The organism is Ideonella dechloratans (assembly GCF_021049305.1).
GTDB classification, from domain to species: Bacteria; Pseudomonadota; Gammaproteobacteria; order Burkholderiales; family Burkholderiaceae_C; genus Ideonella; species Ideonella dechloratans.
In genome coordinates, this window is record NZ_CP088081.1 from 2188211 (window position 1) to 2204663 (window position 16453).

Sequence of the window (16453 nt, forward strand, 5' to 3'; positions counted from 1 at the left end):
CAGGGAAAGCCGATTTTATCGGCCGATGCACGAAAGACGCCGAGGTGTGAAACAGGACCGCTTTTGGGGGCTCCTTCGCGGCTTCACCAGGCCCTGCTTTCGGCGACAGTGCGGACATGGCATGCGCCCGCGTGCCGCTCCCAACCCTGACCTGCCCTCTGTGCCCCCATGAAGGTTCCCGCCCCTGCCTCTCTCGCGCTGCGCCGCCTGCGGCTGTGGGTGGGCCTGGGCGCCGCATGGCCCATCGCCAGCTGGGCACAACCGCTGGAGGCCGCTCGGGCGCTGCCCGGGTGGCTGTGGAGCAGCGCCGCCCTGGGCAGCCTGGGGGGCATGACGCTGCTGTGGCGGCTGCTTCGCCAGCGCAGTGCCGTGGACAAGGCCCTGGTCGAGACCATGCTGGACCACGCGCCGCAGTTTCTGGTGCTGGTCACCCCGGACGGACGGGTGATCCGGCACAACCGCACGGCCCGCCGCTGGATGCAGGAGGCCAGGCTGGAGCAGACGCCGCTCCACGCCTCGCTGAACGCACCGCTCTGGCGCCACGCGATGTGGGGGCCGGATGGTCAGCAAGGCGAGCGCCTGCGCCTGGCCCTGGCACAGGCGGCAGGCGGCCGGATCGTCAAACTGGAGCTCAACAGCCTGGACGACCGTGGCGCCCCCCGCACCATGGAAATGACGGTCCGCCCTGTGGCGGCCCTGCCCGGCCAGCCCCGCGGGCACCTGCTGATCGAAGCCCAGGACGTGACCACCCGGCGGCATGCCGAGGAGAAGCTGCGTCTGGCCGCGGCCGTCTACGAACAGACGCGCGAAGGGGTGCTGATCGCCGACCTCCGGGGCGTGATCCTCTCGGTCAACCCGGCCTTCTGCGAGATCACCGCCTTCCAGCCGGAGGAGTTGCAGGGGCAGTCCATCCAGCTCCTGTCTCCCCTGCTGCATGACGCGGCCCTGCCCCAGGCCATGCAGGACGAAGTCCGGCGGACCGGCCACTGGCAGGGCGAGGTGATGAGCATGCGGCGCAACGGCGCGCCGCTGACGGCCTGGGTGTCGATGAGCCTGCGACGCGAGGCCGACCAGCGTGGCGGCCACCTGATCGCCATCGTGCATGACGTCACCTCGGTGCGTCAGGTGGAGCAGAAGCTGCTGCGCCGAGACCATTTCGACGGTCTGACCGACCTGCCCAACCGGCAGCTGCTGGTGGACCGCATGACCCAGGCCATGGCCCAGGCCCGGCGCCACCAGCAGCCGCTGGCCCTGCTCTTCCTGGACGTGAACCAGCTGCGGCACGTCAACGACAACTTCGGCCACACCGCGGGCGATGGCATCCTGCGCGAGGTCGCCCAGCGCCTGCGTCAGAGCCTGCGCGAGGTGGACACCGTGGCCCGCCTGGGTGGCGACGAATTCGCCGTGCTGTTGCCCGGCGCGACGGCCGAGGGCGCCAGTCAGGTGGCCGACAAGCTGATCGAGCGGTTGGCCCTGCCCTGCCGCGTGGAGGGCCAGGAGTTCAGCCTGACCTTCTCGATCGGCGTGGCCCTGTCACCCGACGATGCCGACACCCCCGAAGCCCTGCTGCGCTGCGCCGACACGGCCATGTACCGCGCCAAGCTGGAAGGTCGCGGCCGCTGGTGTTTCTATTCGGCCGACATGGTCAACCGCTCGGCCCGCCAGCTGCAGCTGGAGGCCGCCCTGCGCCGGGCCGAAGAGCGCAACGAACTGGCGCTGGTCTACCAGCCCCAGCTCTGCCTGCAGTCAGGCCGCCTGGTCGGCATGGAAGCCCTGATCCGCTGGAAGCATCCCGAGCTGGGCATGATCTCGCCCGCGGAATTCATCCCGCTGGCCGAAAGCAGCGGTCAGATCCTGTCCATCGGCGCCTGGGTGATGCGCACCGCCGTGCGGCAGATGAAGCAGTGGATCGACGATGGCCAGCCCTCCAATGTGGTGGCGGTCAACCTCTCGGCCGTGCAGTTCCGGGATCCCGGCCTGCCGGAACTGGTCCAGAAGGTGCTCGACGACGCCGGCCTGCCCCCCAGCTGCCTGGAACTGGAACTGACCGAGAGCGTGGCCGCCCACAACCCGGCCGAGGCCTGCGAGATCATGGACCGGCTGCATGCCCTGGGCGTGCGGCTGTCGATCGACGACTTCGGGACCGGCTTCTCCTCGCTGAGCCACCTCAAGCGCTTCCCGATCCACACCCTGAAGATCGACCAGTCCTTCGTGCGCGACATCGGCACGGATCCGGACGACCGCGCCATCGTGCAAGCCATCATCCAGATGGCCCGGGCGCTGCGACTGACCACCATCGCCGAAGGCGTGGAAACCGACGAGCAGGCGGCCTTCCTGCAGTCGCATGGCTGCGAGGCGGCGCAGGGCTACCGATTCTGCAAGCCGCTGCCGCCGGAAGACGCGCTGGCCTGGGTGCAGAACCACACCCGTCCGAACAGCGCCGCGCGCGCACTGATCACCCCGGCCCCCATCCAGGCTTGACGGCGAGCCGAGGTGCCGGCTCCTTCAGTGGGCCGCCAGCCCTTCGGAGGACGAGGGCGTCTCGTCGCCCGGCCAGTCGCGGATGTAGGCCTTGAGCATGCGGTTCTCGAAGTCCTGGGCCTCCACCACCGTCTTGGCCACGTCGTAGAACGAGATCACGCCCATCAGGGTGCGGCCGTTGAGCACCGGCATGTAGCGGGCGTGGCGGCCGAGCATCATGCGGCGCACCTCGTCGATCTCGGTCTCGGGCGTGCAGGTCAGCGGGGCATCGTCCATCACGCTGCGCACCAGGCGGCTGCCGATGGTCATGTCGTTGGCCACGACCGCGGCAATCACCTCGCGGAAGGTGAGCATGCCGGTCAGGTCGCCGTGCTCCATCACGACCACCGAACCGATGTCGTTCTCGGCCATGGTCCGCACGGCCTCGGCCAGCGGAAGGTCCGGTGACACGGTGAACAGGGTGTTGCCCTTCACGCGCAGGATGTCGCTGACTTTCATGGTGGCTGTCTCCTCAGGCTGTGCCGATGGATGGGTATCGGGGTTGTCAACATAGCACACAATCGGCGGCTTTCTTACCCTGTCGATCCAAGGGCCCCGCGAATCCATCCGATGGCGAGGGACCGCCCACAGACGCTGCGTCATCCATGCAACTCACTGTCGACCACCACCCCGTGAACCTCTCGCGCTGGGCCCCTTCGTCCGCGTCCCCGGACGCGCCAGCCCTGCTGCTTCTGCATGGGGCCCTCAACGACGCCAGCGTCTGGGGCCAGCTGGGCCCGGCCTGCGCTGCCGCGGGCCAGCGGGTGCTGGCGCCGGACCAGCCCGGCCATGGCGGCAGCGCCGGCCCGCTGCGGCCGGACATCGCCGCCCTGGCGGCCTGGGCGCTGCGGGTGGCGGACGCCGCCGGGCTGGATCGCTTCAGCGTGGCCGGCCACAGCATGGGCTCGCTGATCGCCCTGGAAGTGGCGGCGCAGGCCCCCGAGCGCGTGGCGCACCTGCTGCTGCTGGGCACGGCCTTTCCGATGCGGGTCAGCCCCGCCCTGCTGGAGTCGGCCGTGGCCACGCCGGAGGCGGGCATGGACCTGATCAACACCCTGTCCTATTCCCCCGCCGCAGCCGCCCAGACCGAGGGCCCGCTGGCCGAGGCCCGTGCCGCCAGCCGGGCCCTGATGGCCCGCACCCAGGCCGGCTGCACCGACGGCAACCTCTTCCTGCACGACTTCCAGCTGTGCGACCGCTATGCCGATGGCCTGGCCGCCGCCGCGCGGGTGCGCTGCCCGGTCACGCTGATCCAGGCGGAGGCCGACCGCATGACACCGGCCAAGGCCACCGTGGCCCTGGTGGAGGCCCTGAAGGCCGAGGTGCGGGCAGTGCCCGGCGGACACGCCATGCTGCAGGAGCAGCCCGAGGCGGTGGCCCGGGCGGTGCTGGAGGCGCTGGGCGCGGCGCCCTGAAAGCGCCGCCCTGGGCTCAGGCCGGGCTGCCGGTGGTGGCGGCGGCCGCTGCGGCCGCGATGCCGGGCTTCAGCGCGGTGAGCATCTCGCGCACCATCTCCTGCAGGCCGAAGCGCGGGGTCCAGCCCCAATCGGCCTGGGCCTCGCGGTCGTCCAGCGAACGCGGCCAGCTGTCGGCAATCGCCTGGCGGAAGTCCGGCGCGTAATCGATCGTGAAGTCCGGCAGCTCGGCCCGGATGGCCTGGGCGATCTGCGCCGGGGTGAAGCTGATGCCGGCCAGGTTGTAGGCCTTGTAATGGGGCAGGCGGGCCAGCGGGGTCTCCATCAGCTCGAGCGTGGCGCGGATGGCGTCGTCCATGTACATCATCGGCAGCGCGGTGTCCTGGCCCAGGAAGCTGGTGTAACGGCCCGCGCGCAGCGCCTCGTGGAAGATTTCCACCGCGTAATCGGTGGTGCCGCCCCCCGGCGCGGTCTTCCAGCTGATCAGGCCCGGGTAGCGCACGGTGCGCACGTCCACGCCGTGGTTGCGGCGGTACCAGGCGCACCAGCCCTCGCCCGCCAGCTTGGAGATGCCGTAGACGGTGGTGGGCTCCATCACGGTCTGCTGCGGCGTCTGGTCGCGCGGGGTGCTGGGGCCGAAGGCCGCAATCGAACTGGGCCAGAACACCCGCTCCAGCCGGTGGGTGCGCGCCAGTTCCAGCACGTTGAGCAGGCCCTTCATGTTCAGGTCCCAGGCCCACATCGGGTGCTGCTCGCCACGGGCGGACAGCGCCGCGGCCAGGTGGTAGATCTGAGTGACGCCGTGGCGCTCAACCACCGCGGTCAGGGCGGCGGCATCGGTCACGTCCAGGGCTTCATGGGCCAGGCCGGGCACGCGGCCCCGGGGCGAGAGGTCGCTGGTCACCACAGCCTCGCGGCCATGGCGCTCGGCCAGCACGCCGGCCAGGTCGGTGCCGATCTGGCCGTTGGCGCCGATGATCAGGATGCGGGGCGTGCTCACCGGGCGTCCCCTTTCAGCAGCCCCAGCTCACGGCCGGCCTGGGCAAAGGCGGCCACCGCGCGCTCGAGCTGGGCGCGGTCGTGCGCGGCGCTGAGCTGCACGCGGATGCGGGCCTGGCCCTGCGGCACCACCGGGTAGAAGAAGCCCACCACATAGACGCCCAGCTCCAGCAGGCGCGCGGCCAGCTGCTGCGCCTTGACAGCGTCGTACACCATGATCGGCACGATGGGGTGCTCGCCCGGCTTGATCTCGAAGCCGGCCTCGACGATGGCCCGGCGGAAGTAGGCGGTGTTGTCGGCCAGCTTGTCGCGCAGCGCGGTGGAGCCCTCCAGCAGGTCCAGCACCTTCAGGGAGGCGCCGACGATGGACGGCGCCACCGTGTTGGAGAACAGGTAGGGCCGCGAGCGCTGGCGCAGCAGCTCCACCACCTCCTTGCGGGCCGCGGTGAAGCCGCCCGAGGCGCCGCCCAGGGCCTTGCCCAGGGTGCCGGTGATGATGTCCACCTTGCCGAACACGCCGCGGTGCTCGTGGGTGCCGCGGCCGGTTTTGCCCATGAAGCCGGTGGCGTGGCTTTCGTCCACGCCCAGCAGGGCGCCGAAGCGGTCGCACAGTGCGCGGATGCGGTCGAGCTGGGCGATCGTGCCGTCCATCGAGAACACGCCGTCGGTGAACACCAGGATGAAGCGCGCACCACCGGCGCGGGCCTCCTCCAGGCAGCGCTCCAGATCGGCCATGTCGTTGTGGGTGTAGCGCCAGCGCCGCGCCTTGCACAGGCGGATGCCGTCGATGATGGAGGCGTGGTTGAGCGTGTCGCTGATGATCGCGTCCTGCTCGCCCAGCAGCGGCTCGAACAGGCCGCCGTTGGCGTCGAAGGCCGCCACGTAGAGGATGGCGTCCTCGGTGCCCAGGAAGCGGGCCAGCCGGCCCTCCAGGGTCTTGTGCAGGTCCTGGGTGCCGCAGATGAAGCGCACCGAACTGAGACCATAGCCATGGCTGTCCAGGGCCTCATGGGCCGCGGCGATCACCTCCGGGTGGCTGGACAGGCCCAGGTAGTTGTTGGCGCACAGGTTGATGACCTCGCGGCCATCGGTGGTGCGCACCAGGGCACCCTGCGGCGTGGTCAGGATGCGCTCGGTCTTGTAGAGGCCATCCTCACGCAGGGTCTGCAGCTCCTGGCGCAGGTGGGCATAGAAGGCGTCGGTGGACGCAGGGGTGTCAGACATGGTGGAGTCCTTGGCGAGGGAACGGGTGGTTCACTGAAGGTTCACTGATTGTTCGTTTGTTCGATATATCGAACACAAGTGCAGTATCATGTCGACCTTCCATTCCGTCAAGCCTGGACGCTGAAAGACCGCGATGTCGCGCATGCCCTCTTCCGAACCGCCCCGCGTCGGCCAGACGCTTGCCAGCCTGCGGCAGGCCCGCGGGCTGTCGCTGGACGAACTCTCGCGTCAGGCGGGTGTCTCCAAGTCCATGCTCTCGCAGATCGAGCGCAACCAGGCCAACCCCACGGTGGCGGTGGTCTGGCGCCTGGCCAATGCGCTGGGCGTGCCGATGGCGGAGTTGCTCAGCGGCGAGGAGCCCGGCGCACCGGCGATGGTGACGGTGCCCCCCCATGCCATTCCCTCGCTGCGCAGCCCGGACGGGCTGTGCGAACTGCGCATCCTCGGGCCCATCGAATTGGCCGGGCAGTTCGAGTGGTACGAACTGACGGTGCAGCCCGGCGGCGTGCTGACCAGCGAACCGCACGAGCCCGGCACCCGCGAGCACCTGACGGTCCACGCCGGCGCCTTGGTGGTCGACGCTGGCGAACAGACCCAGACCCTCGGCCCGGGAGACACGGCCCGCTACGCGGTGGACCAGGCACACGCCATCCGCAACACCGGCAGCGAGGCGGCCCGGGCGCTGCTGGTGGTGGTGCACGCCGGCTGAGCCGGCGCTGCTAGCCCTTCAGCAGTTCGGCCAGGGTCATCTGCTCCAGGCCGGCCCGCTGTCGGAAGGACTGTGCGGCCGCCTGTGGCGCCAGCAGCAGCGCATCCACCAGCGGGGCGGCCGGCGTGCTGGCCGGCTCGCACATCAGGGTGTGGCGCTGGCCGCCGCCCTCGTCCAGCCGGCCCACCCAATCGTGGGCGATCAGGGTGTCCAGCACGGGTTCGATCTGCAGCGGGTCCACCCGCAGGCGGGAGGCCACCGCGTCCAGCGTCAGCCCGCCCTGCCCGCTCCGGCGCGCGTCCGCCAGCTCGCGCAGCACCGCCAGGGCCAGCGCGAACGCGCGGCCCGGCACATTGGGCTGGCGCACGACCCGCATCTGCAGGCTGGGCGCGTAGGCGGCGATCACCGCGCCGCACAGCACGATGACCCACACCAGGTAGAGCCACAGCAGGAAGATGGGCACGGTGGCGAAGGCGCCGTAGATGGCCGAATAGGTGGCCACCGAGCCGACGTACCAGGCCAGCACCGACTTCGCCAACTCGAAGGTGACCGCCACGAACAAGGCACCGCCCAGCGCATGGCGCCAGCGCACATGGGTGTTGGGCACGTAATAGAACAGGGCTGCGGTGGCACCCGCCTGCATCAGGAACTCGACCACATCGAGCACGAAGCGCACCCCGCCCGGCAAGGCCCCCACCAGGCCCTTGGAGGCCGACAGCGCATAGGACGTGAGGCTCAGGCTCACCCCCAGCACCAGCGGCCCCAATGTCAGCGCGGCCCAGTAGACCAGCACCCGCTGGGCGATGGGCCGCGGTTTGCGCACGCGCCAGATGCCGTTGAGCGTGCGGTCGATGGTCAGCATCAGCGAGATGGCGCTGGCCAGCAGGAACAGCAGACCCGCCCCGCCCACCTTGTTGGCCTTGCTGGCGAACTGGGTCAAGGTGACCAGCACCGGCTTGGCGATCGCGTCGGGCACCAGGCTCTGCAGGAAGTACTTCTGCAGTGCCACCTGGAACTTGGCAAACACCGGAAAGGCGGTGAACAGGGCCAGCATCACCGTCAGCAGCGGCACCAGCGCGATCAGCGTGGTGAAGGTCAGGCTGCCGGCGCTCAGGCCCAGTCGGTCTTCGCGAAAGCGCAGCCGCAGGGTGCGAACCGTGTCGAACCAGGGCCAGGTTCGCAGCGTGGTGAACAGCAGGCCCACCTGCGATGTCCAGTGGGCCCGCAGGGCGGTGATCCAAGTCATGCCGGCTATCATGCCAAACATGTCGGAGACTCCGTTGGTGACCCTGGCGCCGGACGGCGTCGTCCGCGCCACGCGCGCCATGGCCCTGGCCAGCCTGATCGGCCTGATCGTGCTGGGCCTGGCCTGGGAGCTGTGGTTGGCCCCGACCGGCAACGGCAGTCTGGCGCTCAAGGTCGTGCCCTTGCTGGTGCCGGTGCTGGGCTTGTGGCGCCACCGCCTCTACACCTACCGATGGGTCAGCCTGCTGGTCTGGCTCTACTGCGCCGAGGGCCTGGTGCGCGCCACCAGCGAACACGGCATGGGCCGCTGGCTGGCCTGGCTGGAAGTGCTGCTGTGCCTGCTGCTGTTTGCGGCCAGTGCCTGGCAGGTGCGCTGGCGCCTGCGCCGCGCCCGCCAGGCCAGTGAACAAGGAAGTGCCCCATGAGCCACGCCCTGCTGAGCGAACTGCGCGAACTCCTGGGCCCGACCCATGTGCTCACCGATGGCGACCTGAGCGCCTGGGAGCGCGACTGGCGCAAGCGCTACCACGGCAAGGCCCTGGCGGTGGTGCGCCCCGGCAGCACCGAGGAAGTGGCGGCCGTGGTCCAGGCCTGCGGGCTGCACGACGTGAGCATCGTGCCGCAGGGCGGCAACACCGGCCTGGTGGGCGGCGGCGTGCCCGATGACAGTGGCCGGCAGGTGCTGCTGAGCCTGTCCCGCATGAACCGCGTGCGGGCCATCGACCCGGCCAACCTGACGATGACGGTGGACGCCGGCTGCATCCTGCAGCAGGTGCAGCAGGCGGCCGACGACGCCGGACTGCTCTTCCCGCTGAGCCTGGCGGCCGAAGGCAGCTGCACCATCGGCGGCAACCTCTCCACCAACGCCGGCGGCACCCAGGTGCTGCGCTACGGGAACGCCCGCGAGCTGTGCCTGGGCCTGGAGGTGGTGACCGCCGCCGGCGAGGTCTGGGACGGCCTGAGCGGTCTGCGCAAGGACAACACCGGCTACGACCTGCGCGACCTGTTCGTTGGCAGCGAAGGCACGCTGGGCATCATCACCGGCGCCACCCTGAAGCTCTACCCGCGCCCCGTGGGCCGCCGCACGGCCCTGGCGGCGGCACGGAACCTGGACCAGGCGGTGGCGCTGCTGGAACTGGCCCGCCGCCACCTGGATGCCGGCCTGACCGGCTTCGAGGTGATGAGCGCCTTCTCGCTGCAGTTGGTCGGCAAGCACTTTCCGCAGATCCCCAACCCTTTCCCGGCCGCGCCCTGGTCCATCCTGCTGGAACTGGTGGCCAGCGACGATGCCCAGGCCCAGGCGGCCCTGGAGTCGGTGCTCGGTCTGGCGCTGGAACAGGGTCTGATCGACGACGCGGTGGTGGCCGAAAGCCTGGCCCAATCCCAGGCCCTGTGGCACCTGCGCGAATCGATCTCGCTGGCCCAGAGCGAGGAGGGCCTGAACATCAAGCACGACATCTCGCTGCCGGTGTCGGCCATCCCGGCCTTCGTCGCCCAGACCGATGCCGCCCTGCAGGCGCGGGTGCCCGGCGTGCGGCTGGTGAACTTCGGTCACCTGGGCGACGGCAACCTGCACTACAACGTCCAGGCCCCCGAGGGCGAGTCGGCCCCCGCCTTCCTGGCGGCCCACGAAGAGGCTTTCAACGCGCTGGTCTACGACGCGGTCTGCCGTTTCGGTGGTTCGATCTCGGCCGAACACGGCATCGGCACGCTCAAGCGGGAGCAACTGCCGCAGTACAAGTCGCCGGTGGCCTTGCGCCTGATGCGCCAGATCAAAACGGCGCTGGACCCGCTGGGACGCCTGAACCCGAACCGGGTGTTGTGAATCCGCCGTCCTGGCGGATTCAGTGGGTGGGGCCCTTGAGGGCCTCGGGGATGGGCAGGCTGTAGACCTCGATCCCCTCGTCGCGCAACTCCTCGCGCTCCTCCTCGGTGGCCTGGCCGCGGATGCCGCGGGCCGGGGCTTCACCATGGTGGATCTTGCGGGCCTCTTCCGGGAAACGTGTGCCGACATCCTCGGTATTGGCCACCACCTGGCGCACCGCCTGAAGAAACACGCGCTGCATCTGCTCCAGCGTCGGGGCGGCAGCCGGTGCGCCGGCCACCGCGGGCGCCGATGCCGCAGCGGCTTCGCCCGGCCCCTTTCCCGCGGACGCGACCTGAGGCTCGGCCCGGGCGCCCGACAGGTTCAGCCGCGGCGCGCTGGGCGCACGGACCACTTCGGCCGCGCCGCACAAGGGACAGGTGAGCAAGCCACGCAGTTGCTGGCTCTGAAAGTCATCCTCGGAGGCAAACCAGCCTTCGAAGCCGTGCCCCTGGGCACAGCGCAGGTTCCAGACCTTCATGGCCTCACCCTTGCGCCGGCTCGAGGGTCTGCCAGTCGAGCGGCCAGCGACCGGAGCGCCACTTCTGCAGCCACTGCAGCCCGATGAGGGTCTTGGCATCGGTGAGCGCACCCGCGGCAGCCAGCGCGTCCAATTCCTCTTCGGTCATCAGGCAAAGGTCGATCAGTTCACCGTCATCCAACCGGCGCTCACCCGGCACCAAGCCGCGTGCGAACCAGATCTCGATGAACTCGTCGGAATAGGCCGCCGCGTTGTGCAGGATGCCGGCACGGGCCCACTCACGGGCACGGTAGCCGGTTTCCTCGGCGAGCTCACGCATCGCCGCAGTCCGACGGGACTCTCCGGGATCGAGTTTGCCGGCCGGAAACTCCAGCAGCACCTGCTGCAAGGGATAACGGTACTGACGTTCCAGCACCAGGCGCCCATCATCCAGGATCGGCACGATGACCACCGCGCCGGGATGAATGATGTACTCGCGCCCTGCCTGACTCCCGTCGGGCAAGGCCACCCGGTCCTGCCGCACCTCCAGGAAGTGCCCGCGATAGACCACCTCTGACGAGACCTTCGTCTCGATCAGATGCTGCTCATCCGGCATCCGGGACCTCTGCGACGCGACGACGTCGCAGGTAGCGCCAGATGAAGCCAGGCACCGCCAAGGTCAGGAACAGGCAGCCCATGGCCGCAAAGAACTCCCAGCCCTGCGGCGAACGCTGACCCAACTGGCTCTCCAGCGCAAAGCCGGCGCCCAGCACGGCCAGCCACAGCAGCACCAGCTCCAGCAGGCGCCAGCCAAAAGCCTTGTCCTGCTGACGGGGGCCGACCAGCAGCACTCTCTGAGACAGAAAAGGCAGGTTGGCCCCCAGCAGCGCAGCCACCAGCACCAACCACACCGCGATGTCCTGCGTCATCGAGAAGCCCCCTCTGCCCCGCCTGGCCTCAACCCGCCAGCGCAGCGACGATGACGTCGCGGCACAGGGCCATCAGGCCGTCGGGCAGCAGGCCCAGCGCCAGGGCGGCAAAGCCATTGACCGCCAGCACCACGCCGACGCCGGTGTAGCTGGCTCCCGAGAAGGCCTGGCTTTCACGCGGCTCGTCGAAGTACATGACCTTGACGACACGCAGGTAGTAGAAGGCGCCGATCAGGGACAGCAGCACGGCCGCGATGGCCAGGGTCAGGTAGGTCGAATCCCCCGTGCTCACCAGTGCCTGGATGATGGCGAACTTGGCGTAGAAGCCCACCATCGGCGGCACGCCGGCCAGCGAGAACATGAACACGGTCATCACGCCGGCCAGCCAGGGGCTGCGCTTGGCCAGACCGGCCAGATCGGCGATCTCCTCGCTCTCGAAACCCTGGCGGCTGATGTACATGATCAGACCGAAGGTGCCCAGCGTGGTCAGCACGTAGGTGACCAGGTAGAACAGGGCCGAGCTGTAGCCGTTGGCGGCCAGCTGGGTGGAGCCGGCCACCACGGTGGGGGTCAGGCCCAGCAGCATGAAGCCCAGCTGCGCGATGGCCGAGTAGCCCAGCATGCGCTTGAGGTTGGTCTGCGCGATGGCGGCCACGTTGCCGATGACCAGCGACAGCACCGCCAGAACGATCAGCATCTGCTGCCAATCGTGCGCCACGCCGCTCAGCCCCTCCACCAGCAGGCGGATGGTGATGGCGAAGGCAGCCAGCTTGGGCGCACCGCCGACCATCAGCGTCATCGAGGTCGGTGCGCCCTGGTAGACGTCAGGCACCCACATGTGGAACGGCACCAGACCCAGCTTGAAGGCCAGGCCGGCCACGATGAACACCAGGCCGAAGCTCAGCACGGTGGCGTTGACCTGACCGGTGGCGATGGCGTCGAACACCTCGGGGATGTCCAGCGAGCCGGTGGCGCCGTACAGCATGGACATGCCATAGAGCAGGAAGCCGCTGGCCAGCGCGCCCAGCACGAAGTACTTCATCGCTGCTTCGGTGGACACCGCATGGTCGCGGCGCAGTGCGATCAGCGCGTACAGCGACAGGCTCATCAGTTCCAGGCCCACATAGATGACCAGGAAGTTGTTGGCCGAGATCATCACCGAGATGCCGAGCACGACGAACATCGCCAGGGTGAAGAACTCACCCTTGAGCAGCTCGCGGCTGCCAATGTAGGGACGCGCATAGGCGATGGTGATCATCATCGCGATCGCGGCGGTCAGGGCCAGCAGGTGGCCCATGGGGTCGGAAACGACCAACCCCTGCATCGCATAGACGGACGCCTTGGCGCCTTCCGCGCCCAGCCCGGTTTGCAAGGCCAGGCCATGCAGCAGGGCCACGCCGGCCAGTGCGGCCTGGGTCATCCAGAAAGTCAGGCAGCGCGTGGGCTGGGTGACGTACAGGTCCACCAGGGCCACCACGCAGGCTGCCACCAGCAGCAGGATTTCAGGGTAGACAACGAGCCAGTTCATTTGAGTCATGGTGTGCATCCCGGCTGTGTCAGTTGATCTTGGACACGGCCACGTGCTTGAGCAGCTCGGTCACCGAGGCATGCATCACATCCGTGAAGGGCTTGGGGTACAGGCCCATGGCCAGCACCGCAATGGCCAGCACGGCCAGCATGCCGAATTCGCGGGCGTTGATGTCGGTCAGCTCGCGCACATGGTCATTGGTGACGTCACCGAAATAGACGCGCTTGTACATCCAGAGGCTGTAGGCCGCGCCGAAGATCACGGCGGTGGCGGCCAGCAGACCGATCCAGAAGTTGTAGCCCACGGAGCCCAGGATCACCATCCACTCGCCGATGAAGCCGGCGGTGCCCGGCAGGCCGCAGTTGGCCATCGAGAACAGCAGCGCGAAGGCGGCGAACTTGGGCATGGTGTTGACCACGCCGCCGTAGGCCGAGATCTCACGCGAGTGGACGCGGTCGTACAGCACGCCGATGGACAGGAACATCGCGCCCGAGACGAAGCCGTGCGAGATCATCTGCACGATGCCGCCGGACATGCCCAGTTCGTTGAAGATGAAGAAGCCCAGGGTGACGAAGCCCATGTGCGCGATGGACGAGTAGGCCACCAGCTTCTTCATGTCCTGCTGCACCATGGCCACCAGGCCGATGTAGACCACGGCGATCAGGGACAGCGCGATGATGAACCAGGCGTAGTGATGGGCGGCGTCCGGTGCGATCGGCAGCGAGAAGCGCAGGAAACCATAGGCACCGAGCTTCAGCATGATCGCGGCCAGCACGACGGAACCACCGGTCGGTGCTTCCACGTGGGCATCCGGCAGCCAGGTGTGCACCGGCCACATCGGCACCTTCACCGCGAAGGCCGCGAAGAAGGCAAAGAACAGCAGCGCCTGCGCGTCCATGGGCAGCGGCAGCTTGTGCCAGTCCAGGATCTCGAAGCTGCCACCCGACTTGATGTACAGGTAGGTCAGGGCCACCAGCATCAGCAGCGAACCCAGCAGCGTGTAGAGGAAGAACTTGAACGCCGCGTAGACGCGCCGCGGTCCGCCCCAGATGCCGATCACGATGTACATCGGGATCAGGGTGGCCTCGAAGAACACGTAGAACAGCAGACCGTCCAGCGCCGAGAAGACGCCGATCATCAGACCCGACAGGATCAGGAATGCACCCAGATACTGGTGCGCGCGTTCCTGGATCACCTCCCAGGCCGCCACCACCACGATCACCGTGATGAAGGCGGTCAGCAGCACGAACCAGACGGAGATGCCGTCCACGCCCAGGTGGTAGCGCACGTTGAAGCGCTCGATCCAGCTCAGGTTCTCGACGAACTGCATCGCCGCAGTGCTGGTGTCGAAGCCGGTGATCAGCGGCAAGGTGACGAGGAAGCTGAGCACGGAACCGACCAGCGCGGTCCAGCGGGCAGCGCCCGGGTTTTCATTCCGTCCCAAAGCCAGCAGGACGACGCCAAAGGCGATCGGCAGCCAGATGGCAACACTCAAAAGACCCATTGTTGTTCTCCGCCTTCTCTCAACGGCCCAGCAGGGTCGTCAGATGGGGCCACAGCTGCCACGTCATCAGACCAAACACACCCAGCACCATCACCAGCGCGTACCAGGACAGGAAACCGGTTTGCACGACCCGCAGCGCACCGGCACACCAGCCGACCACGCGGGCCGAGCCATTCACCAGAAGACCGTCGATCAGACCGACATCACCACCCTTCCACAGGCCACGGCCGATCAGGCGCGCGCCGGCGGCGATGATGTTCTCGTTGATCCAGTCCATGTAGTACTTGTTCTCCAGCACGCGCACCACCGGGGCCAGCACCCGGGCCAGTGTGGCCGGGATGGACGGCGCCACCATGTAGAACACATAGGCGGTGACCACGCCAGCCAGGGCCAGCAGGAACGGCAGCGAGGTGAAGGCGTGCAGGCCCATGGCCAGCGGGCCGTGGAACTCATGCGCCAACTCCTCCATCGCGGGATGGGCTTCGTTGTTCACGAAGATCACGCCCTTGAAGAAGTCGCCGTACAGCATCGGCTCGATGGCGAAGTAGCCGATGATCACCGACGGGATGGCCAGCAGCACCAGGGGCAGCGTCACGACCCAGGGCGATTCGTGCGGGGTGTGCGCGTGGCCGTGGTCGTCGTGGTGATCATGCTCGCCCGGGAAGGGCTTGTGGTGGAAGTGCTCCTTGCCATGGAAGACCAGGAAGTACATCCGGAAGGAGTAGAACGCGGTCACGAACACGCCCGCCACCACAGCGAACTGCGCGAAACCGGCCGCGGGCAGATGACTGGCGGCCACGGCCTCGATGATCGAGTCCTTCGAATAGAAGCCCGAGAAGAACGGCGTGCCGATCAGGGCCAGGGAGCCGATCAGCGAGGTGATCCAGGTGATGGGCATGTACTTGCGCAGACCGCCCATGTTGCGCATGTCCTGGTCGTGGTGCATGCCGATGATGACCGAGCCCGCACCGAGGAACAGCAGCGCCTTGAAGAAGGCGTGGGTCATCAGGTGGAACACGGCCACGTTGTAGGCCGACACGCCCAGGGCCACGGTCATGTAACCCAGCTGCGACAGCGTGGAATAGGCCACCACGCGCTTGATGTCGTTCTGGATGATGCCCAGGAAGCCCATGAACAGGGCCGTGATCGAACCGATCACCAGCACGAAGTTCAACGCGGCGTCCGACAGCTCGAACAGCGGCGACATGCGGGTCACCATGAAGATGCCGGCCGTCACCATGGTGGCGGCGTGGATCAGCGCCGAGATCGGGGTCGGGCCTTCCATCGAATCCGGCAGCCAGATGTGCAGCGGGAACTGCGCCGACTTGCCCATCGCGCCGATGAACAGGCAGATGCAGGCCACGGTCAGCAGGCCCCAGTCCTGCCCCGGGAAGGTCAGCTTGGACAGCTCTTCCGACTTGGCGAACACCTCGGTGTAGTTCAGCGAGCCGGCATAGGCCAGCAGCAGGCCGATGCCCAGGATGAAGCCGAAGTCACCCACCCGGTTGACCAGGAAGGCCTTCAGGTTGGCGAAGATGGCCGTCGGCTTCTTGTACCAGAAGCCGATCAGCAGGTACGACACCAGGCCCACCGCTTCCCAGCCGAAGAACAACTGCAGGAAGTTGTTGCTCATGACCAGCATGAGCATCGAGAAGGTGAACAGCGAAATGTACGAGAAGAAGCGCTGGTAGCCCGGGTCCTCTTCCATGTAGCCGATGGTGTAGATGTGCACCATCAGCGACACGAAGGTCACCACGCACATCATCATCGCGGTCAGGCCGTCGATCAGGAAGCCGACCTCCATCTTCAGGCTGCCGACGGTCATCCATTCATAGACCGTGGCGTTGTAGTGCGCGCCGTCCACCGCCACGGCCTTGAGAACCATGGCCGAGCAGATGAAGGCGATCAGCACGCCGATGATGGTCACCAGGTGGGCGCCGCGCCGACCGATGGTCTTGCCGAACAGACCTGCCAGGATGGAGCCGGCCAGCGGCGCCAGGGGCACGGTCAGAAGCAGGTTCTGGGAAAGTTGTGCAGACATGTTCTTCGGGGCTCC

General features: G+C 68.0%; 15 protein-coding genes. 5 read left to right on the forward strand and 10 right to left on the reverse strand.

Features of this window, described 5'->3' with window-relative positions; all coding sequences use genetic code 11:
* The first annotated feature begins 168 nt into the window (after positions 1–168).
* Positions 169–2481, forward strand: coding sequence for a putative bifunctional diguanylate cyclase/phosphodiesterase (locus LRM40_RS10150; protein ID WP_151123156.1), 2313 nt, complete (start codon positions 169–171; stop codon positions 2479–2481).
* Between the two features lie 24 nt (positions 2482–2505).
* Here the strand turns inward: LRM40_RS10150 and LRM40_RS10155 are convergent, their stop codons facing one another.
* Positions 2506–2979, reverse strand: a complete 474-nt coding sequence (locus LRM40_RS10155) for a CBS domain-containing protein (protein WP_151123155.1) — start codon at positions 2977–2979, stop codon at positions 2506–2508.
* 146 nt (positions 2980–3125) lie between these two features.
* Here LRM40_RS10155 and LRM40_RS10160 point away from each other — a divergent pair, with 146 nt between their 5' ends.
* Entirely contained in the window at positions 3126–3935 is an 810-nt protein-coding gene (locus LRM40_RS10160; protein WP_170288809.1) for an alpha/beta fold hydrolase, read from the forward strand.
* A 16-nt stretch (positions 3936–3951) separates the two neighbouring features.
* On the opposite strand, the gene LRM40_RS10165 is transcribed toward LRM40_RS10160, so the two are convergent.
* Positions 3952–4935, reverse strand: coding sequence for an NAD-dependent epimerase/dehydratase family protein (locus tag LRM40_RS10165; RefSeq protein ID WP_151123153.1), 984 nt, complete (start codon positions 4933–4935; stop codon positions 3952–3954).
* Positions 4932–6158 (reverse strand): glycine C-acetyltransferase, encoded by a 1227-nt coding sequence (gene kbl / locus LRM40_RS10170; RefSeq protein ID WP_151123152.1) that lies wholly within the window; start codon positions 6156–6158, stop codon positions 4932–4934. Before kbl ends, LRM40_RS10165 begins: the two co-directional genes overlap by 4 nt.
* Positions 6159–6291: 133 nt before the next feature.
* On the opposite strand from kbl, the gene LRM40_RS10175 reads away from it, so the two are divergent.
* On the forward strand, positions 6292–6867 hold the full coding sequence (locus tag LRM40_RS10175; protein ID WP_151123151.1) for a helix-turn-helix domain-containing protein: 576 nt from the start codon (positions 6292–6294) through the stop codon (positions 6865–6867).
* A gap of 10 nt (positions 6868–6877) precedes the next feature.
* Here LRM40_RS10175 and LRM40_RS10180 read toward each other — a convergent pair whose 3' ends face one another.
* A complete protein-coding gene (locus LRM40_RS10180; protein WP_231067498.1) occupies positions 6878–8113 on the reverse strand; it encodes a YihY family inner membrane protein in 1236 nt (411 codons plus the stop codon).
* 19 nt (positions 8114–8132) lie between these two features.
* Between LRM40_RS10180 and LRM40_RS10185 the strand changes: the two genes are divergently transcribed.
* Both LRM40_RS10185 and LRM40_RS10190 read left to right on the forward strand, forming a co-directional pair.
* Positions 8133–8537: a DUF2069 domain-containing protein gene (locus LRM40_RS10185; RefSeq protein WP_151123149.1), complete on the forward strand. Its 405-nt coding sequence runs from the start codon at positions 8133–8135 to the stop codon at positions 8535–8537.
* Entirely contained in the window at positions 8534–9937 is a 1404-nt protein-coding gene (locus LRM40_RS10190; protein ID WP_151123148.1) for an FAD-binding oxidoreductase, read from the forward strand. Before LRM40_RS10185 ends, LRM40_RS10190 begins: the two co-directional genes overlap by 4 nt.
* 19 nt (positions 9938–9956) lie before the next feature.
* On the opposite strand, the gene LRM40_RS10195 is transcribed toward LRM40_RS10190, so the two are convergent.
* Genes LRM40_RS10195 through nuoL form a run of 6 tightly spaced genes read right to left on the reverse strand, consistent with a single transcriptional unit; the run spans position 9957 to position 16438 of the window.
* Positions 9957–10457, reverse strand: coding sequence for a DUF1178 family protein (locus LRM40_RS10195; RefSeq protein ID WP_151123147.1), 501 nt, complete (start codon positions 10455–10457; stop codon positions 9957–9959).
* 4 nt (positions 10458–10461) lie between these two features.
* Positions 10462–11052 carry an NUDIX domain-containing protein gene (locus tag LRM40_RS10200; RefSeq protein ID WP_151123146.1) on the reverse strand — a complete coding sequence of 197 codons (591 nt, stop codon included), beginning with the start codon at positions 11050–11052 and terminating at the stop codon, positions 10462–10464.
* Positions 11042–11365: a DUF2818 family protein gene (locus LRM40_RS10205; protein WP_151123145.1), complete on the reverse strand. Its 324-nt coding sequence runs from the start codon at positions 11363–11365 to the stop codon at positions 11042–11044. Before LRM40_RS10205 ends, LRM40_RS10200 begins: the two co-directional genes overlap by 11 nt.
* Positions 11366–11393: 28 nt before the next feature.
* On the reverse strand, positions 11394–12902 hold the full coding sequence (gene nuoN / locus LRM40_RS10210) for an NADH-quinone oxidoreductase subunit NuoN (protein ID WP_151123144.1): 1509 nt from the start codon (positions 12900–12902) through the stop codon (positions 11394–11396).
* A 19-nt stretch (positions 12903–12921) separates the two neighbouring features.
* Positions 12922–14397 carry an NADH-quinone oxidoreductase subunit M gene (locus LRM40_RS10215; protein ID WP_151123143.1) on the reverse strand — a complete coding sequence of 492 codons (1476 nt, stop codon included), beginning with the start codon at positions 14395–14397 and terminating at the stop codon, positions 12922–12924.
* Between the two features lie 19 nt (positions 14398–14416).
* Positions 14417–16438 (reverse strand): NADH-quinone oxidoreductase subunit L, encoded by a 2022-nt coding sequence (gene nuoL / locus LRM40_RS10220; RefSeq protein ID WP_151123142.1) that lies wholly within the window; start codon positions 16436–16438, stop codon positions 14417–14419.
* Between the last annotated feature and the right edge of the window lie 15 nt (positions 16439–16453).